23 protein-coding genes are annotated in these 16713 nt (G+C 63.3%); 14 read left to right on the forward strand and 9 right to left on the reverse strand.

The genetic code is table 11. The features are described from left to right. Positions 1-165: 165 nt before the first annotated feature. The 4 genes from DBY63_RS22395 to DBY63_RS22410 form a co-directional block, all read right to left on the reverse strand. Positions 166-1428: a Y-family DNA polymerase gene (locus DBY63_RS22395; RefSeq protein ID WP_108582887.1), complete on the reverse strand. Its 1263-nt coding sequence runs from the start codon at positions 1426-1428 to the stop codon at positions 166-168. Then, positions 1425-1853: a hypothetical protein gene (locus DBY63_RS22400; RefSeq protein WP_108582886.1), complete on the reverse strand. Its 429-nt coding sequence runs from the start codon at positions 1851-1853 to the stop codon at positions 1425-1427. The genes DBY63_RS22395 and DBY63_RS22400 overlap by 4 nt, the downstream gene beginning before the upstream one ends. Positions 1854-2235: 382 nt before the next feature. Next, complete coding sequence (locus DBY63_RS22405) at positions 2236-2697, reverse strand: DUF2511 domain-containing protein (RefSeq protein WP_108582885.1); 462 nt, start codon at positions 2695-2697, stop codon at positions 2236-2238. A gap of 120 nt (positions 2698-2817) precedes the next feature. Next, positions 2818-3174, reverse strand: coding sequence for a helix-turn-helix transcriptional regulator (locus tag DBY63_RS22410; RefSeq protein ID WP_108582884.1), 357 nt, complete (start codon positions 3172-3174; stop codon positions 2818-2820). 83 nt (positions 3175-3257) lie between these two features. On the opposite strand from DBY63_RS22410, the gene DBY63_RS22415 reads away from it, so the two are divergent. From DBY63_RS22415 to DBY63_RS22460, 10 genes are all read left to right on the forward strand, one after another. After that, positions 3258-3482 (forward strand): DNA-binding protein, encoded by a 225-nt coding sequence (locus tag DBY63_RS22415; protein WP_017640599.1) that lies wholly within the window; start codon positions 3258-3260, stop codon positions 3480-3482. 29 nt (positions 3483-3511) lie between these two features. After that, entirely contained in the window at positions 3512-3994 is a 483-nt protein-coding gene (locus DBY63_RS22420) for a YmfL family putative regulatory protein (RefSeq protein WP_108582883.1), read from the forward strand. A gap of 105 nt (positions 3995-4099) precedes the next feature. After that, positions 4100-4456, forward strand: a complete 357-nt coding sequence (locus DBY63_RS22425) for a hypothetical protein (protein ID WP_108582882.1) — start codon at positions 4100-4102, stop codon at positions 4454-4456. Further along, entirely contained in the window at positions 4453-4812 is a 360-nt protein-coding gene (locus DBY63_RS22430; RefSeq protein ID WP_108582881.1) for a hypothetical protein, read from the forward strand. The genes DBY63_RS22425 and DBY63_RS22430 overlap by 4 nt, the downstream gene beginning before the upstream one ends. 74 nt (positions 4813-4886) lie before the next feature. Continuing rightward, positions 4887-5129, forward strand: coding sequence for a hypothetical protein (locus DBY63_RS22435; protein ID WP_108582880.1), 243 nt, complete (start codon positions 4887-4889; stop codon positions 5127-5129). Beyond that, a complete protein-coding gene (locus tag DBY63_RS22440; RefSeq protein ID WP_108582879.1) occupies positions 5129-5347 on the forward strand; it encodes a hypothetical protein in 219 nt (72 codons plus the stop codon). Before DBY63_RS22435 ends, DBY63_RS22440 begins: the two co-directional genes overlap by 1 nt. A gap of 2 nt (positions 5348-5349) precedes the next feature. Further along, complete coding sequence (locus DBY63_RS22445) at positions 5350-8067, forward strand: toprim domain-containing protein (RefSeq protein WP_108582878.1); 2718 nt, start codon at positions 5350-5352, stop codon at positions 8065-8067. 24 nt (positions 8068-8091) lie between these two features. Further along, a complete protein-coding gene (locus tag DBY63_RS22450; RefSeq protein ID WP_108582877.1) occupies positions 8092-8682 on the forward strand; it encodes a hypothetical protein in 591 nt (196 codons plus the stop codon). 128 nt (positions 8683-8810) lie between these two features. Further along, positions 8811-9056 (forward strand): hypothetical protein, encoded by a 246-nt coding sequence (locus tag DBY63_RS22455; protein WP_108582889.1) that lies wholly within the window; start codon positions 8811-8813, stop codon positions 9054-9056. After that, positions 9053-9322: a pyocin activator PrtN family protein gene (locus tag DBY63_RS22460; RefSeq protein WP_108582876.1), complete on the forward strand. Its 270-nt coding sequence runs from the start codon at positions 9053-9055 to the stop codon at positions 9320-9322. The genes DBY63_RS22455 and DBY63_RS22460 overlap by 4 nt, the downstream gene beginning before the upstream one ends. Here the strand turns inward: DBY63_RS22460 and DBY63_RS22465 are convergent. Further along, a complete protein-coding gene (locus tag DBY63_RS22465) occupies positions 9319-10434 on the reverse strand; it encodes a tyrosine-type recombinase/integrase (RefSeq protein WP_108582875.1) in 1116 nt (371 codons plus the stop codon). The two genes, DBY63_RS22460 and DBY63_RS22465, sit on opposite strands and share 4 nt — an antisense overlap. Positions 10435-10539: 105 nt before the next feature. Here DBY63_RS22465 and dusA point away from each other — a divergent pair, with 105 nt between their 5' ends. After that, complete coding sequence (dusA, locus tag DBY63_RS22470) at positions 10540-11550, forward strand: tRNA dihydrouridine(20/20a) synthase DusA (RefSeq protein WP_108582874.1); 1011 nt, start codon at positions 10540-10542, stop codon at positions 11548-11550. 47 nt (positions 11551-11597) lie between these two features. Continuing rightward, positions 11598-12524, forward strand: coding sequence for a transaldolase (gene tal, locus DBY63_RS22475; protein ID WP_027599427.1), 927 nt, complete (start codon positions 11598-11600; stop codon positions 12522-12524). A 12-nt stretch (positions 12525-12536) separates the two neighbouring features. On the opposite strand, the gene rssC is transcribed toward tal, so the two are convergent. Beyond that, the gene (gene rssC / locus DBY63_RS22480; RefSeq protein WP_007158388.1) at positions 12537-13019 is read right to left on the reverse strand and encodes an anti-sigma factor antagonist RssC; all 483 of its coding nucleotides are present in this window, start codon (positions 13017-13019) and stop codon (positions 12537-12539) included. Next, positions 13016-14200 (reverse strand): two-component system response regulator RssB, encoded by a 1185-nt coding sequence (gene rssB, locus DBY63_RS22485; RefSeq protein WP_007158389.1) that lies wholly within the window; start codon positions 14198-14200, stop codon positions 13016-13018. Before rssB ends, rssC begins: the two co-directional genes overlap by 4 nt. 204 nt (positions 14201-14404) lie before the next feature. Here rssB and DBY63_RS22490 point away from each other — a divergent pair, with 204 nt between their 5' ends. Beyond that, positions 14405-14704 carry a PilZ domain-containing protein gene (locus DBY63_RS22490; protein ID WP_108582873.1) on the forward strand — a complete coding sequence of 100 codons (300 nt, stop codon included), beginning with the start codon at positions 14405-14407 and terminating at the stop codon, positions 14702-14704. 56 nt (positions 14705-14760) lie between these two features. On the opposite strand, the gene DBY63_RS22495 is transcribed toward DBY63_RS22490, so the two are convergent. Then, positions 14761-15387: a VacJ family lipoprotein gene (locus DBY63_RS22495; RefSeq protein WP_256594499.1), complete on the reverse strand. Its 627-nt coding sequence runs from the start codon at positions 15385-15387 to the stop codon at positions 14761-14763. Between the two features lie 217 nt (positions 15388-15604). Here DBY63_RS22495 and DBY63_RS22500 point away from each other — a divergent pair, with 217 nt between their 5' ends. After that, the gene (locus DBY63_RS22500) at positions 15605-15874 is read left to right on the forward strand and encodes a DUF4404 family protein (RefSeq protein ID WP_108582871.1); all 270 of its coding nucleotides are present in this window, start codon (positions 15605-15607) and stop codon (positions 15872-15874) included. Here DBY63_RS22500 and queF read toward each other — a convergent pair whose 3' ends face one another. Further along, positions 15875-16702 (reverse strand): NADPH-dependent 7-cyano-7-deazaguanine reductase QueF, encoded by an 828-nt coding sequence (gene queF / locus DBY63_RS22505; RefSeq protein ID WP_108582870.1) that lies wholly within the window; start codon positions 16700-16702, stop codon positions 15875-15877. Positions 16703-16713 lie beyond the last annotated feature (11 nt).

A 16713-nucleotide genomic window follows, 5' to 3' on the forward strand; every position in this document is an offset into this window, starting at 1 on the left:
TGTGCGTTTGCGTTTTCAGTGTGCGTTTGCGTTTTCAGTGTGCGTTTGCGTTTTCAGTAGAGGTTAGCTGACCTTTCGGCCAGTGATATATAATCTATATCACCCTAAGGCTGAAGTCAATCGCCAACCACAATCAGCCATGCGTGACAAGGAAAACGTTAGGTTTCACCCCGCCCGCGGCAACTCCCCCCACCGCGTCGTATACCCCCGCGACAGCAGCTCCCGCCGCATCTGCCACCCCGGATCAGCGGGCACGCGCCCAACATGCAGCGCCGCCCGCCCGTACCGCGCATTGATTCGGTCCACCACCTGCATCAGCTCGCTCGGGCGCCCCTGACCGGCAGGGGCGAAGAGGTCCGGCGTGAACTCGCCGGTCTGCACGATGCTGCCCAGCACCACCGCGCACTTCGAGTAGGCGTAGCCCTCGCGATAGATCGGGTCCAGCCCGGCCAGCGCGGCCTGCACCAGAGTGCGCGTGTCATCAGTCGGGTGCGCCAACTGGATACCGATGCTGCGGTAGTAGCGGCGCTCCTCGGGTTCGTGCTGGCCGGTCTGAATGCTCACCAACAGTGTGGAGCACAGCGACCCCTGCTCGCGCAGCTTCTCGGCAGCCCGGGTCACATAGGTGGCCATCGCCTCGCGTAGCGCCTCGAGGCGGTACACCCGGTAGCCGAACATCCGCGAGCTGATGATCTCCTTCTTCAGCGGCGGCGCTTCATGCAGGCGCATCCACTGCTCGCCGCGCAGCTCTCGCGCCGTCCGCTCCAGGACGCGGGAGAACTCCTTGCGCAGCATCCGCAGGTCGGCCCGGGCCAGCTCCTCGGCCGTGGTGATCCCGAGCCCCTGCAGCCGAGTGGTCAGCTTGCGGCCTACGCCCCACACATCACCCGCTGGTGCCAGCGGCAGCAGGCGCCCCTGCCGGAGCGAGTCGGTGAGGTCCACTACCCCTCCCGTCGCGCGCCAGGTCTTGCCGGCCCACTGGGCCAACTTGGCCAGCGTCTTGGTCGTCGAGATTCCCACGCCGACCGGGATGCCGACCCAGCGCCGGACCCGGGCCTGGATCTCCCGGCCGAGTGCGTCGAGGTCGCCCGGCATACCGGTGAGATCCGCCCAGCATTCGTCGATGGAATACACCTCAAGGTCCGGCACCATCCCCTGGATGGTGCGCATCACCCGGTTCGAGACGTCGGCATAGAGTTCGTAGTTGGAGCTGAAGACGGCCACGTTGTGCTGCCGCAGAAAGGCCCGATTCTGGAAGTACGGCACGCCCATGCCAATGCCGAGGGCCTTCGCCTCCCGGCTCCGGGCGATCACGCATCCGTCGTTGTTCGACAGCACCACCACCGGCCGGCCGTTCAGCTCGGGTCGGAACAGCCGCTCGCAGCTGCAGTAGAAGGAATTGCAGTCGATCAACGCGTAGACGCTCATGGCCGCAGGTCTCGCATCAGGAAGTCCACCACGCCCCAGAGCTCCACTTCGCCGATCAGGTCGAGAGGCCGCGGGTGGCCATCACGCCCTATCGTCGCTAGCAGCTGCTGCCGCTCCTGGGTGGTCAGCACCGTGCAGAGCCGGTGCTCACAGTCGGCCACTACGATCACTGCTCGCCCGGGCTCAACATCCCCGGCACGGTCCACGACCAGGACATCTCCCTGATGGATGCTCAGCCCCGCAAGGGCCTCGCTGTTCACCAACCAGAGCCAGAGGTTGGGTGCGCCCCAGCCAATCGCCTCATCGATCGAGAGCGGCAGCTGCGCGTGATCCTCGGCCGGGCTCTGGAAGCCGGTGATCTTCAGCCGCGCCTGGGAGAGCGCGAGCTGCGCGAGTCTGCGACCCCGTGTCTTGAAAGCGTCCATGATGGCACCTTGATACTGTACGTTTAAACAGTATAGGTGCTGGCTTTAGAGAGAGGTCAACAGACGAAGCGACGAGTGGTGTCTACTGGCGGGGAGGTAAGGGACCAGCAGCCCAGCGCATGCTGCGCGTCAACAGCAGGATGCGCCCCTGATCGGCGCTGGAAAGGTGACGGAAGGCATCAAGCATTTCTCGCTCGACTTCCACCAGGCGCACAGCGTCTTCTCGACGTTGTCGCGGCTCAGCCTGGGTGTAACTCACCTGCTCCATGGTTGCATGCCCTCACATTACTGTATTTGTATACAGTACATTTTGTGACGTAGGTCGCCAACCCTTAAGGGTTACTTAATGCGAAAAGCCCGGCGTAGAGGCCGGGCTTGCAGATCAGGACTTGGAACAGCGAGCAAGCGCTCGCTGGATCATTTCCGTAGGTGGTGGGACTTTCCAGGTGGTGCCAGTACCAACGGATTTTGGATCGTCGCGCCAGATCTCGGTCAAGTCATGCCAGCCCATCTTCGCGGCCTTGGATCGTGCCGAGCCATTGACGGCGTAGGTGGTATCGCCGACGCGCACGACGGTATAAGCCGGTGGCTCGCAATCCAGTAGCACGGCAGGCACGGTAAAGGGCCATTCCTGGCCGTACTCTTCTGCCGTGATTTTCTCGCCATGTGCAGTGGACGGCGCACCCAGAACCTTGATGAAAAACCAACCCGCGACCGTGATGAACGCCAGGCCGTAGAAGTAGTGCTTCAGACGGATACCTGGATTCTTTACCCCACAACCAGGGCAAACCTTGGCCGTCGGCGCCACCTGGTTGCTACAGGTCTTGCAGGGCGTCAGCGCCATGCGACACCTCCTGAAAAGGAGGCAGGGAGGCAGCTCGCGAGCGAGCGATGGTGATGGGTCATGGAACTACTCCTTGTGGAATCCATGCTTCCCGGCCCCCATGGCCGGGGCCGACAGGGCCTACGCCTTGTCGGAATCCAGTGCGCCGTCTGCTGCAGCCAGGGCGAAGGCCATGCGGCGCGCGGCGTCTTTACTGATTTCGGACATTCCCCGGAAATAGGTAACGAGCTCTCGCTCGTCATCCGAAAGTGCAGCTTCAAGGGCGGGCATTCGATCGCCAGTCATCACGTACCAAATGTCGATGCCGAGACGTTTTGCCTTCAGAAGATAGAGCGCATCAGGCGTTCTTTCCCCTTTTTCGTAGGCGTACTGGGTGTTTTTCCCAACCTCTAGGGAAGCGCCAAAATCCGTCTGGTTGGGACCGAGGCGGAGTCGCTCCTCCCGCAGCCGAGACCCAATTCCCAACATATCGTCCATTAGACCCTTGACACTCCCCGTATATAGGGAAAAACTAGCGGCGAATTCACACGAAACCACACGTAATCACACGAAGCCGAACTATGCCGAACGGATACCCAACAGAGCAAGCTTGTGACGCTGCACGCGACCGCCTGAAGCGTCTCGGGTTGAGCGCCAAGGAATGGGCGCAACAGAACGGACTGACCCCGAGCACGGTATACGCGGTGCTCAACGGCCAGAAAAAGTGCCTGCGAGGCGAGTCGCACCGTGCTGCCGTATTGCTCGGCATCAAGGACGGCGAGACCTCACCTGTGGCGGAACGATAGGGCCATCCGGCCCAGGGAGATACTGGAAGATGAAACGCCCCGCCCTAGAAACCCGCCGCCAGGTCATCAGCGCCGTGATCTGCGCTTATCCAGGTGGTCGCGAGTGCGCCGCAGCCCGCCTCGGCCTGCCGCTCAAGAAATTCGATAACCACGCCTACGAAACCGCCGGCTGCCGCCCGCTGAGTGATGCCCAGATCCTGCTGCTCGAGCAGGAGACCGGCACCACCCACCTGGTGGACTACCTGGCCTCTCAGTACGGCGGCTTTTTCGTGCGCCAGGCCGAGATCGGCGACCTGGACAACCTGGACCTCTACGCCCGCTCGGTGAAGACCGCCGTCAAACGTGGCCTGGTGGACCAGATCATCGGCCAGGCGCTGGAGGACGGCGTGATTGATGAGAAGGAGGTAGAGCAGATTCTCACCGCGCATCGCCGGCACATGGCGGCGCGTGAGGAAGAGGTCTGGGCGGTGATCACGCTGCACGCGGCCAGGTCATCCGGCCAAAAACACTAGCCGAAGGGCGAACCCTGAAAGCCTGCCAGGACAGCGGGCCCGAAGTCGGCGCGGAGCGCCAGAAACCGGCTAGGCCGGAGCCGCTACAGGCGGCAGGGAAGATAGATGGCTTTGTTCAAGAAACAGAAGAAGGGGCAATTCTGGTGCTGCTTCTGTGGCGCGCCCCTGGTCTGCCGGACCAGTTGGTTTGCCCATGTGTTCCTGCGGCAACAGGTTTTCCAATGTCACTTCGCGCCCTGCAGCGCGTCGTTTTATGCCCACACCGAGCTGACTCACCTGGCCAGCCCGAGTGGTTTGCCCAATGCGCCGGCGTGCGAGTTGCCCCCAAGCAACAGCCACCTGACTGCTATGGCGCAGAAGGTATACGAGAACAACGAGGCGATCCGTGAAGAGCAGCTCAATTTGCTCCAGGAAGAGCCCGAAGAAGATCAGCAGCACGTCAGAGAGGACATCGCATCGTGACCACCACCAACCACCCCGCCGACTACCTCGACACCATGCAGGCTGCTGCCCTTGCCTACCTGCGCTGCCACGAAGCCAAGCACCTCGGCCGCAGCCAGGCCCTGCAGGATGCAGCGGCCGCGCACCTGCAGCTGATGGGCGTGCCCCAGCACACTGCCGACCGCCTGGTCGCCCGCGCCAGTGATCAACTCGAAGCCCTTAAGGGCCACCGCTTCCTGGACATCGATGCCAGCACCGGCGACGTCGTTGTCCTGGTCAATCCGGCCACTGGCCTGCGCTACTGCATTCCGGTCGTGGAGATCTTCGACGCCCTGATCGACGAAGACCCCGGCACACGACAGAACGCCTCCCGCTAAGCCCCTGAATACCTGATCCATGCCCGCCTTGCGTGGGTATGGGTGAACTGCGCCTTTTTGCAGCGAGAAACATCATGCCGAACACCCTTTCCCTCCAGATCGAACTGCCACCGGCAGTCGCTGAGACCTACGCCCGCTGGCTCCAGGGCCGCGCCGACCACATCGTCAATCAGCACTGGAATGAGCCGCGCTACCTCCGGATCGAGGACACCGACAAGCGCCGCGCCTCCATCCTGCAGCGCTTCCCCTCCATGCTTGCCGCACACCAGACCGCCGCCCAGATCCGCGCTCAGCTCGCCACCCAGGAGGCCAACTGATGCGCCGCCAGCTCGATGTCACCCTTCACCGCAACGCTGGCCAGCCCCTGGTCGTTTCCAATGACGGCGCCCTGGGCAAGGAAGACTTCTGGACCCCCGCCGAGCTGCGCGAGCTCGCCCGTGCCTTGAACATCCTGGCCACCGACGCCGAACGCCATGAAGGCAGCGACCTGCGCCTGGTGCGCGACCTCGGTACCGGCCGCGCGGCGGAGTTCTGAGCATGTACCAAATGGATCACCAACTCCGCGCCGACGTGCTGCAGCGCCTCGAGGCTGACCTCGGCCTGCGACACATCAACGGCACGGACTACATGCGCAAGGGCACCTGCCCGGCATGCCACAAGACCGAGCTCTTCACCAGCCACGCTAATCCCTGGGTGGTGAAGTGCGGCCGCGAGGCGAAGTGTGGCCAGACCTGGCACGTCAAGGAGCTCTATAGCGACCTGTTCGAGGACTGGTCCGAGCGCTTCAAGCCCACCAACGACGCCCCGGCCGCCAGTGCCGATGGCTACCTCCAGTTCGCCCGCGGCTTCGATCTGGGCCTGATCAAGGGCTGGTACACCCAGGAGAACTACTGGGACCGCGACCTCGGCATCGGCTCGGCCACCGTGCGCTTTGAAATGCCCGCCGGCGGCTACTGGGAACGGCTGATCGATCGCCCGAACCGCTTCGGCAGCAAGAAGGCCCGCTTCAAGCCGGCCTGGAGCTACAAGGGCAAGCTCTGGGTGCCGCCGACCGTCGACCTGCTGCAGGTCCAGGAGCTGTGGATCGTCGAGGGGATCTTCGACGCCATCGCCCTGCTGCATCACGGCATCCACGCCGTCTCCATGATGTCGAGCGCGCCCTTCCCCGAGGAAGCCCTCAAGGAACTGGCCCGTACCCGCGGCCCCAAGCTGCCGAAACTGGTCTGGGCCCTGGATAACGAGCCGACCGCCCGGGAGAACATCCGCAAGTGGGTACGCCTGGCCAAGGACCTGGGCTATCGCAACCAGGAAGCCGCGCAGATTCCGCAACCAGGTGGCCGCAAGGTCGACTGGAACGATCTGCATCAGCGCTGGATGTTCGAGAGAGAGGACAAGCGCAAAGACCGCATCGCACGCGATCTGGAGATTGCTCATCACCAGGGCACCCTGCTGCTGGCCGACTCCCCCAAGGAGAAGGCGCTACGGATCTACGGCTTCGAGGAAGCGAGCAGCGAGTTCTACTTCGACTTCGGCAACCGCATGTACTGGGCCAAGTTCGACCTCAGCAAGCTGGACGAAGAGCAGCGCGCCATCCTGGACAGCGACGAGCCCGAGGACCGGATGCTCAACGAAAACAGCGCCCGCCGCCGCGCCCTGGAGAACGTCTGCTCGCTCAAGCTGCTGGCCAACTGCAACTTCGAGACCCTCTACAAGCAGATCAGCGAATCCACCGGCGAGGCCTGGTACTACCTCCGCGTCAACCCGCCCCACGACGGCCCGGCCGAGAAGCTGGCCTTCACGCCCAAGCAGATGGCCTCGAGCGGTGAATTCAAGGCCAAGCTCTTGCACGCCGGCGCCACCTGGCTCGGCACCCAGAAGCACCTGGACCAGATCGTCATCACCCAAACCGAGGGCGTGAAGACCGTCGAGACCATCGACTTCATGGGCTACAGCAAGGACCACCAGGCCTACATCTTCAACGACATCGCCTGCCACAACGGCAACGTGGTCAAGGCCAACAGCGAGGACTATTTCGAGCTGGGCAAGCGCCGGGTGAAGTCGCCGTCGCTCTTGAAGATCAAGGCGCAGCCCGATAGCACCGGCTACCGCGAAGACTGGTTGCCCAAGCTCTGGCTATGCTTCGGTGCCAAGGGCCTGATCACCCTCACCTACTGGTTCGGCTCGCTCTTCGCCGAGCAGATCCGCGGCCAGTACGAGAGCTTTCCCTTCCTGGAAGTGACCGGCGAGCCCGACGCCGGCAAGTCCACTCTGCTGGTCTTCATCTGGAAGCTGTTCGGCCGCAACTACGAAGGTTTCGACCCGACCAAGGGCTCGGCCTCTGGCCGCAGCCGCGCCATGGGCCAGGTTGCCGGCATGCCAGTCGTGCTCCTCGAGGGCGACCGCAACAGCGATGCCGCCAACACCAAGAGCTTTGACTGGGACGAGCTGAAAGACTTCTTCGGCGGCGGTCTGCTGCGGACCCGCGGCGTCAAGAACAACACCAACGAAACCTATGAGCCGCCCTTCCGCGGGACCATCGTCATCAGCCAGAACGCGCCGGTGACGGGCCACGAAGCCATCCTCTCGCGAATCGTGAAGCTGCACTTCACCAAGCCTAAGATCACCGAGGCCAGCAGCGCGGCAGCGGATGCCATCAACCTGATGGAGATCGAGGAACTGAGTCACTTCCTGGTCAAGGCCATCAAGGCCGAGCCCCAGGTCATGGCCCTATTCGCCGAGCGCTATCCGCACCACCGCCAGCGGCTGCGCAAGATGAGCGCCCTGCGCTCGGCCCGGGTGGTGAAGAACCACGCCATGATCCTGGCCCTGGTGGACTGCCTGGCCCTGATCCTGCCGCTGAGCGAGACCCAGCTGGCTGCCTGTGATCAGCAGCTGCTGCAGATGGCCATGGAGCGCCAGAGCGCGATCAGCGCGGATCCGGCCGAGCTGGACGAATTCTGGGCCGTGTACGACTACCTGGAATCGCGCGGCGACCACGCCATGGTCAACCACGCCAAGAAGCCCGACGAGCTGATCGCCATCAACCTCAACCAGTTCGCCGAGAAGGCAGCTGAGTTCAAGCAGAAGATCCCGGACCTCAACACCCTGCGCCGCATGCTGCCCGACTGCCGCCGGCACAAGCTCCTGGGCATCAACGTTTCCACGTCCAGTGCGATTCGCACCCGCGAAATGCTGCGCAACCCCCTGAGCGAAAAGAAAGAACCCAACGTGAAGTGCTGGCACTTCAAGCCCTGATCCATCCACCCAAGGAGAAACGCCATGCAGCAATACCACTACCGCTCCACAGACCCTGCAGTCGTCGCCATCGTCCAGGACTGCTTCAACCAACGCGAAGCCCTGCGGCTCGCTCCTGATCGTCTTGGCGAGGCCTTCGGCGGTGAGGTCGCCCTGCTGCGCGGGCTGACCCACATCAGCCCGAGCGGCGTAAAGCTGAAGGGCGACCAGGTCCTGGACATCCATTGGTGCCGGCCAGACCAGTGGGGCTTCCGTCGTCTGCGCGTCAAGCCGAAGACCACCAAGGGCATGCCCAAGCCAGAACGCGAAGCGCTCTTGATCGAGCACCAGCGGTTGGTCCACTTGTGGGAGCAGCACTGCCCGCCGGCTCTGAACGTGCACCAGTTCTGGGATCGCCTGGGCGTGAACACCGGCAACCTGCTGCTCAGTGGCGGCCTGTTCTTCACTCAGAACGGCGCGGCCTACTTCTGCCTGGGCTTCGACATCAACCAGGCCGAGCACCTGGCCAATGTCGCCGGGGGCAAGCCCAGTTCCGGCTGGATCGAAGGCGCTGAGGAGATCCTGCCCAGCCACTACGACGCCGCCCACCGCGACTACAACCGGGAGGCAGCTTGAGGGCCGGGAGCGCCCAGCTGTTCGTGATCGAGGAGAGAAGGTCCGGATCCGCTGACGGGACGCCGGAAAGAAAGAGGCCTGGGGAGCGCCAACTCGCCCAGGCCGACCACCACCACTGGAGAAACATCATGCCTAACGTAAACCAGCGCAGTAGCAACGCTCAGCCTATCACGCTCCACCCGGCCCTGGTGCAACGCTGCCAAGCCACCGCCCTGCTGGGCGAGGCGGTCATTCGCTACCAGGTCAGCCGCTCCAGCGGCGATCGCATCCACCTCCTCGCCCTGGCCAGCATGGCCAACACCCTCGGTGCGCTCACAGAGCAGGACGCCGATATCATTAACCGAACTCTGAACCGCAGCGGAGGCGCCCATTGAATACGACTTTCTTACTTATGGCTCAGTACGGGGGCGTCGCAGTCATTCCACTGGAACGCCTCTGCACCGACTACTTCAGCCACCTGACGCCAACAAAGCTCCGCAGTAAGATCGTCGCAGGCGTCATTGACCTGCCGCTGGTGCGGATCGAGGACAGCCAGAAGGCGGCCCAAGGCGTCCACCTCACTGACCTTGCCCGCTACCTGGACGTGCAGCGCGAGCGGGCCGTGATCGAGAACGACAAGCTGCACAACCGGGCACGCTAGCCTGGGACGCGCGCGCCGAGCACTACCGGCGCCGCGATGACCCTCTCCAGCCAGGGCCATCCCGCATAGGGATCGCCCTGGCCTCTCAGATGCGTATAGCGCCGCATCGAATTCCAGTCGCGATGGCCCGAGACGCTGGCCACCCGCGGAATGTCCCAGTCCATCTCGAACAGGCGGCTCACGCCGTCGTGACGCAGGTCGTGGAAGCGCAGATCCTGCAGTTCCAGGAACTGGCAAGCCCGGGTGAAGGACGACGAGATGGAGTCACCGTTGTAGGGGAAGATCTGCTCGCACTCACGTGGCATCGACTGGACGATGGCCCAGGCCTCATCCGGCAGATGACACCAGACGTGGTTGCCGATCTTCTGCCCCGGATTCTTCATGTCGCGCACCAGTACCGCCTGCCGGCGTTCGTCCAGGTCGTCCCAGCGGATCCGCGTGATCTCCTCCTGGCGGCGGGTGGAAAAGATGGCGAAGGCGATCACCTTGGGCATGTTGATCGACGCCGGCCGGCGCCGCTGCATCTCGAAGAAATGCTCCATCAGCAGATCCAGCTCCCGGAGATCCGGGCGCCGATCGCGCTCCTTGCTCTTGGTCACCATGCCCATCTTCTTCAACACCCGGCGAGCATCGGCCATGGCATGCGGATCGATTTCGTAGCCCCACGCCGGCCGCGCGATCGACAGCACAGCGGCCAGGTGCGAGAGGTCATTGCCCACCGTCTGCGCCTGCACCGCGCCGCCCTCGGCGCCCATCCGCCACTGGCCGTACTGCACTAGGCGCTGGCTGGTGAGGTCGCGGTCCTGCAGGTCACCGAGCCAGGTCTCGCCGATGGCCTTCAGCGTCGCCTCCTTGGTCCGACCGAGGGCGCCGCCATACTGCTCCAGGTACCTAGCGATCATCTGCCTCACGGTCGCCCCACCCCGCGCGGCCCGTTCCAGCGCGCCAGGTTGCGCCAGTTCCGTTTCCCGCTTTTTCACCCACGCCTGCGCGGTCTGCTTCCGCTCGAAGGTCTGGGATTCTTGATAGACTACGACTCCTTCGCGGCGGAGCCTGATCTGGGCCGTATACCTCACGCCCTTCTTGTTTTCCCGCCGTGTAATCGACCCCATTTGCCTTCCAGTGCTTAAAAAAATTTTCCAGTGCTTAAATTTAGCACTGGCATCTGAAAAACAGGCAAAAACGGGGCAAAACAGTGCTACAAACGAAGCCTCTGAATGCTAGCTGAAACCGCCTCAAAACCTGCAACCACGCGCCCTGAGCCGTCCCGCCGCTTTTCCGTGGCGCCCATGATGGACTGGACGGATCGTCACTGCCGCTATTTCCACCGCCTGCTGTCCCAGCACGCCCTGCTCTATACCGAGATGGTCACCACCGGTGCCCTGCTGCATGGCGATGCTCAGCGCTTTCTGCGGCATGACGAGACCGAACATCCCCTGGCCCTGCAGTTGGGCGGTAGCGTGCCGGCCGAACTTGCCGCCGCCGCGCGGTTGGGTGAGCAGGCGGGGTATGACGAGATCAACCTGAACGTCGGCTGCCCCAGCGACCGGGTGCAGAACAACATGATCGGCGCCTGCCTGATGGCCTATCCCGAGCGGGTGGCCGACAGCGTCAAGGCGATGCGCGATGCCGTGGCCATCCCGGTGACGGTCAAGCACCGCATCGGCATCTCCGGGCGGGACAGCTACGACGCCCTGCGGGACTTCGTCGGCCAGGTCGCCGAGGCCGGTTGCCGCAGCTTCACCGTGCACGCGCGCATCGCCATCCTCGAAGGGCTGTCGCCCAAGCAGAATCGCGAGATCCCGCCGCTGCGCTACGACGTGGCCGCGCAGCTGGTGCAGGATTTTCCGGATCTCGAATTCATCCTGAATGGCGGCATCAAGACCCTGGACACCTGCCGCGAGCAGCTGGAGGTGTTCGACGGGGTGATGCTGGGTCGCGAGGCCTATCAGAATCCCTACCTGTTGGCCGAGGTGGACGCGGCGCTCTACGGCTGCGACCGTCCGCAACAGACCCGCCACGACGTCATGCTGCAGCTGCGGCCCTATGTCGAGGCGCATCTGCAACAGGGGGGGCTCATCCACCACGTCACCCGCCATATCCTCGGCCTGGCGCAGGGGTTTCCCGGCGCGCGGCGCTTCCGTCAACTGCTGTCCACCGATCTGCATCGCAGCCCTGAACCGCTGCGCCTGTATGACGAGGCCACTGAACTTCTCAGGGGCCACTGAGTCACGTCTCCACGATGTCCATTCGCTAACCGAAGGAAAGACCTGCCATGAGCAAGCTGGAACAACTCAAGCAATACACCACGGTCGTCGCCGATACCGGCGATCTGGACGCCATCGCCCGCCTCAAGCCCTACGACGCCACCACCAACCCCTCGCTGCTGCTCAAGGCTGCTGCCCTGCCCCGCTACGAAGAACACCTGCAGGCCGCCTTCAGCGGCGCCAATGGCGACATCGGCCTGGCCTGCGATCGCTTCGCCGTGGCCGTCGGTGGCGAGATCCTCAAGCTGATCCCCGGTCGCATCTCCACCGAGGTGGATGCGCGCCTGTCCTTCGACACCAGCGCCACCCTGGATCGCGCCCACCGCCTGATCGAACTGTACGAGAAGGCCGGCATCGGCAAGGACCGCGTGCTGATCAAGATCGCCTCCACCTGGGAAGGCATCCGCGCCGCCGAGCAACTGGAAAAGGAAGGCATCCAGACCAACCTGACCCTGCTGTTCTCCTTCGCCCAGGCCGCCGCCTGCGCCGATGCCGGCGTATTCCTGATCTCGCCCTTCGTCGGTCGCATCTACGACTGGTACAAGAAGGCCGAAGGCCGTGACTACGAAGGCGCCGAAGATCCGGGCGTGAAGTCCGTGACCCGCATCTACCAGTACTACAAGGCCAATGGCTACGACACCGTGGTGATGGGTGCCAGCTTCCGCAACCTGAACCAGATCGAGCAGTTGGCCGGCTGCGACCGCCTGACCATCAGCCCCGAGTTGCTGCAGCAGCTGTCGGAAGCCCAGGGCGACCTGCCGCGCGTGCTGACCGCCGACAGCAAGGGCGGTGAGCCCAAGCAGCAGCTGAACGAGGCGGCCTTCCGCTGGGCGCACAACGAAGACGCCATGGCCACCGAAAAGCTGGCCGAAGGCATTCGCCAGTTCGCGCGCGATCAGGAAAAGCTGGAAGTGCTGCTGCCCGGCAAGCGCTAAGAGCTGACGCGGTCAGTGCCTTTCGAGGGCACTGACCAGATCGCGAAAGGCATTGCGGTTGGATTCATTGAGGCCCATCAACACTCGATGGGCTTCAAGCACGCGACTGCGCACCTCGGCTTCGGACTGGTCCTGCGGTGGCAGGTCGGTCAGGCAATCCGGGCAAGGCAATACGGTCTCGACGATATTGAACACCTGATCGAAACCCATGGAATCCAGCAGGCGCAGGATGTCCGGGTTGTTGGTGGTCAGCATGGGCAGCAGCCCGATGCGCTGCCGCGACAGGATCGACAGCTTGGCCAAGAGGCCCAGGGTGGTGCTGTCGATGCTCTGCGTCTCGGTCAGATCGATGACGATGGACGAGAAATTCAGCGACGAGAAGATGTGCTCGATGGTCGCGTCCAACGCCGAGCAGAGGGTCAGACGCACCTCGCCGGTAAACTTCAGGACGAAGGTGCCATCCTGCTCGGCAAATTGGATTTTTCCGGTGCTCATGCCAGGTTCCTGCTCAACACCAGCAAAGCGATATCGTCGGGCATCTCGGTGACGGATGCCAGATCCAGGGCTTCGCTCAGGCCTGCCAGTGTACCGCCGGCGCGGCGGACGTAGTCGGGCAAGCTGTGTTCTTTCTCTTTCAAATTGTCTCCCGGCAGCAGGTCGAAGATGCCATCCGAAAAGAGGGTCAGACTGAAACGCTCGGGCAGATCCATCTGGTGGTCATTGTAGGTCGCCTCCTGGAACAAGCCGACCGGCAGCCCCTTGCCGACCAGGAACCGCGTTTCTTCCGGGGTATGCAGGACCGGCAAGGGCAGATGGCCACCGATGCTGTACGCCAGGGTACCCGTGGTTTCGTCGATGACGCCACCCAGCATGGTCACGTGCTTGCCCAATTTGCAATCCAGTAGACCCCTGTTGATGTGACCGAGCACATCCGAGGGCTTGAATTCGGGCAGGGTGCCGTTGCGCTTGGACTCGTAGAGCAGGCGCGTGGTCATGAACTTGAGCAGCACGGTCACGAAGGCCGACGAGGCGCCATGGCCGGAGACGTCGGCCAGGTAGAAGGCGACGCGGTGCTCGTCGATGCGAAAGTAGTCGACGAAATCGCCGGACAGATACAGCGACGGGATGATCTCGTGGGCGAAGTTCAGCCCCTCGGTTTCCCAGGGCGTCACCGGCAGCATGTTCATCTGCACGTGGCGTCCGGCGTTCTGGTCTTCCTGCAACAGGCTCAGGCTGGCCTGCAGCTCGCGATTGGTGTTTTCCAGCTTGACCCGGTAGCGATCGTTTTCCAGGCGCAGGCGGGCGCGATCCAGGGCGCGGTTGACCGAGTGCTCGAGCACCATCAGGTCTTCCAGCGGCTTGATCAGGTAATCGGCGGCGCCCAGGCGCAGGGCTTCCACGACGTCGCTCATGACGCCGGCGCCGGACAGCACCAGCACCGGCGTATCGATGGACAGCTCGCTGATGCGGCGCAGCAGCGTCAGCCCATCGACCTGCGGCATGCGCAGGTCGCAGATGATCAGGTCGGGCTGTTCGCGCTCGAACATTTCCAGGCCCTGCTGGCCATTGCTGGCCTGCAGGACGTTGAAGCCACTGTCTTCGAGATAGTCGGCGAGACTGAGGCGAACCACCTCGTCATCGTCAATGATCAAGAGCGTGGCAGGCGAATTAGACATAGAGGATCCAGGCATGCACCCGAACGGCAAACCGGCGGACAGGATCCGACACGGGCCACGGTGATTACGACACGGCGGAGACACTACTCCCATCCACCGGGGCGTTCAAGCTTGCCAACCGGATGGAATTTCTTTACAGGGTGCCTTTATGGAGTTTATACCTCCAACAAACCGCCTTCCATCCTCCCAAGCAGTAGGATTGCCATGAGTACCATCGACCGTTCTTACAGTGAAAAGCGCGATTTCATTCGCATGCACGTCGACTCCCAGGCCGTATTGAAGGTCGGCGACGCGTCCTTCGAGGCGCGCTGCGTCGATCTGTCCAGCACCGGCTTCCAGATCGAGGCCGCCACCCGCCTGCAGGTCGGCGACAAGGTGACCGTGCTCATCCCCTCCAACCACGCCGAACTCCCCGGCCTGGAAGCGGACGCCGAGGTCCTGCGGGTCCAGGCCACCGATTCGGGCAAGCAGCTGCTGGGCCTGTCGGTGCTGGAAATGCGCTAGGCGCTCTGGCTACAAAAAAGGCAGCCCTTGGGCTGCCTTTTTCATTGGCGCCGGGACTAGAAGTCGTCGACCACCTGGCCATCCTTGACCTTGAACTCACGGGTCTGCAGGTAGGCGTTGCGAATGAACACGTACTTGTCGCCAGTGATCAGGCGCTCGGCCTGCAGCAGACCGGCACGGGTGTCGACGGTGCTGAGGGCGAAGGCACTGTTGCGTACGGCGACATCATCCACATAGGGATAGGCGCTGGTGTAGCTGTCCGGGATGCGACCGAGGCCGTCACGCACGCTGCTGGGGCCGAAGAACGGCAGGACCAGGTAGGGACCGCTGCTCGCACCCCACTTGCCCAGGGTTTGGCCGAAATCTTCGTCGTTGCGCTGCAGGCCGGCCTTGGTCGCCACGTCGACCAGGCCGAGGCCACCCAGGGTGGTGTTCATCAGCAGGCGCGCGGTATCGACCCCGGCGTGCTCGACCTTGCCTTGCAGCAGATCGTTGGCCAGGTTGCGCACATCCCCCAGGTTGTTGAAGAAGTTGCTCACGCCGGTCTGCACGAAGCCGGGCGTGAAGCGCTGATAGCCTTGGGCGACCGGCTTGAGGGCATAGGTGTCCAGGGTATCGTTGAACACGAAGATCTTGCGGTTGAAGCCTTCCCAGGGATCGGGATTCTCGGCTTGGGCCGCCATCGCCTGACCGGCAAACGTCAGGGCCGTTGCAAGGAGCGCTCCCCAGACCCTGGAACCACGTCGCTCGACCGTCATCGCTTCTCTCCTCGTTGAACTCAGACGCCTGAAAGGCGCCGATTATAGTCATAGCTTTGCCAGTTTGGCTTAGGGCCAGGCTCAGTCACTCGATCTTTGACCCAACGTTGCGGTCAAAGAGTCCGGACACAGGAGAAACGCCATGACCACCTCTCATCTGCAGGAACAACTCGACCACCTCCGCTACCAGCTGGACCAGGACCCACCCGCCTCGCCGGAGGACCGGGAGGAACTGGAACTGCTGATCCGGGACATCGAATTCCAGCTGGCCAACGAAGATGCCACCCATACCCGGGATGGCAGTCTGGTGGAAGGCGTCAATCTGGCCGTGGAGCGCTTCGAGGTCAGTCACCCAACCATGGCCGGCACGCTCCGCTCGATCATGAACAGCCTGAGCAGCATGGGCATCTGATCACTGCCGAACGTAACGCTCCGCGGCGGGCTGGATGGCGTCACTGCTTCGGTAGGGATTGATGTCCAGCCCGCCACGCCGCACATAGCGGGCGAACACGGTCAGCTTCGCCGGCTTGAGCAGCCGCCACAGATCCAGATAGATGCGCTCGACGCACTGCTCGTGGAAATCCGCATGCTGGCGGAAGGCGACCAGGTAGCGCAGCAGACTCGCCGCCTCCAGTGCCAACCCCTCTTCGTAATCGATCACCACGGTGCCCCAGTCCGGCTGACCGGTGACCGGGCAATTCGACTTGAGCAGATGGCTGTAAAACCTCTGACTATCCCGGGCTCCACCCACGCTTAGCAGATCCGCCTGCGGGTGGGCGTAGCGATCCAGGCTGATATCCAGCTCATCGACGCACTGGCCATCGGGGCGTTGCACACCACGGGCCGCCCAGTCGTCCAGCGACACCAGGCTGACACCGACGGTCCCCCCGGCAGCGGCGCTCAGGTCCCTGACCAGCACGGCTTCGACGTCGGCCAGGGTGGCGAACGCCGACTGGTTCAGGGAATTGAGGTAGAGCTTGAAGGACTTGGACTCGATGATGTTCGGCGAATCGGCGGGAATGGCGAATTCGCCGATGGCCACCACCGGCTTGCCGGACGGCAGCAGCCAGGACAGCTCGTAGCAGGTCCAGATGTCCACGCCGCGAAACGGCAGGCCCTGCCCGTCCAGCCCCAGCTCCGCCCACTTGGGCGCCCGCGGGATCGGATACAGCAGCTCCGGGGCATACTGGCTGACGTACTCGGTGCTTTTGCCCAGGGGCGATTGTTCTACGCTATGCATGACGCTCAGAC

The organism is Pseudomonas sp. RIT411 (assembly GCF_003057735.2).
Classification (GTDB): Bacteria; Pseudomonadota; Gammaproteobacteria; order Pseudomonadales; family Pseudomonadaceae; genus Chryseomonas; species Chryseomonas oryzihabitans.

Coding starts and splice junctions, on each gene's coding strand:
- DBY63_RS22395 (WP_108582887.1), bottom strand. CDS start 1,428: ATGAGCGTCTACGCGTTGATCGACTGCAATTCCTTCTACTGCAGCTGC.
- DBY63_RS22400 (WP_108582886.1), bottom strand. CDS start 1,853: ATGGACGCTTTCAAGACACGGGGTCGCAGACTCGCGCAGCTCGCGCTC.
- DBY63_RS22405 (WP_108582885.1), bottom strand. CDS start 2,697: ATGGCGCTGACGCCCTGCAAGACCTGTAGCAACCAGGTGGCGCCGACG.
- DBY63_RS22410 (WP_108582884.1), bottom strand. CDS start 3,174: ATGGACGATATGTTGGGAATTGGGTCTCGGCTGCGGGAGGAGCGACTC.
- DBY63_RS22415 (WP_017640599.1), top strand. CDS start 3,258: ATGCCGAACGGATACCCAACAGAGCAAGCTTGTGACGCTGCACGCGAC.
- DBY63_RS22420 (WP_108582883.1), top strand. CDS start 3,512: ATGAAACGCCCCGCCCTAGAAACCCGCCGCCAGGTCATCAGCGCCGTG.
- DBY63_RS22425 (WP_108582882.1), top strand. CDS start 4,100: ATGGCTTTGTTCAAGAAACAGAAGAAGGGGCAATTCTGGTGCTGCTTC.
- DBY63_RS22435 (WP_108582880.1), top strand. CDS start 4,887: ATGCCGAACACCCTTTCCCTCCAGATCGAACTGCCACCGGCAGTCGCT.
- DBY63_RS22440 (WP_108582879.1), top strand. CDS start 5,129: ATGCGCCGCCAGCTCGATGTCACCCTTCACCGCAACGCTGGCCAGCCC.
- DBY63_RS22445 (WP_108582878.1), top strand. CDS start 5,350: ATGTACCAAATGGATCACCAACTCCGCGCCGACGTGCTGCAGCGCCTC.
- DBY63_RS22450 (WP_108582877.1), top strand. CDS start 8,092: ATGCAGCAATACCACTACCGCTCCACAGACCCTGCAGTCGTCGCCATC.
- DBY63_RS22455 (WP_108582889.1), top strand. CDS start 8,811: ATGCCTAACGTAAACCAGCGCAGTAGCAACGCTCAGCCTATCACGCTC.
- DBY63_RS22465 (WP_108582875.1), bottom strand. CDS start 10,434: ATGGGGTCGATTACACGGCGGGAAAACAAGAAGGGCGTGAGGTATACG.
- dusA (WP_108582874.1), top strand. CDS start 10,540: ATGCTAGCTGAAACCGCCTCAAAACCTGCAACCACGCGCCCTGAGCCG.
- tal (WP_027599427.1), top strand. CDS start 11,598: ATGAGCAAGCTGGAACAACTCAAGCAATACACCACGGTCGTCGCCGAT.
- rssC (WP_007158388.1), bottom strand. CDS start 13,019: ATGAGCACCGGAAAAATCCAATTTGCCGAGCAGGATGGCACCTTCGTC.
- rssB (WP_007158389.1), bottom strand. CDS start 14,200: ATGTCTAATTCGCCTGCCACGCTCTTGATCATTGACGATGACGAGGTG.
- DBY63_RS22490 (WP_108582873.1), top strand. CDS start 14,405: ATGAGTACCATCGACCGTTCTTACAGTGAAAAGCGCGATTTCATTCGC.
- DBY63_RS22495 (WP_256594499.1), bottom strand. CDS start 15,387: ATGGCGGCCCAAGCCGAGAATCCCGATCCCTGGGAAGGCTTCAACCGC.
- DBY63_RS22500 (WP_108582871.1), top strand. CDS start 15,605: ATGACCACCTCTCATCTGCAGGAACAACTCGACCACCTCCGCTACCAG.
- queF (WP_108582870.1), bottom strand. CDS start 16,702: ATGCATAGCGTAGAACAATCGCCCCTGGGCAAAAGCACCGAGTACGTC.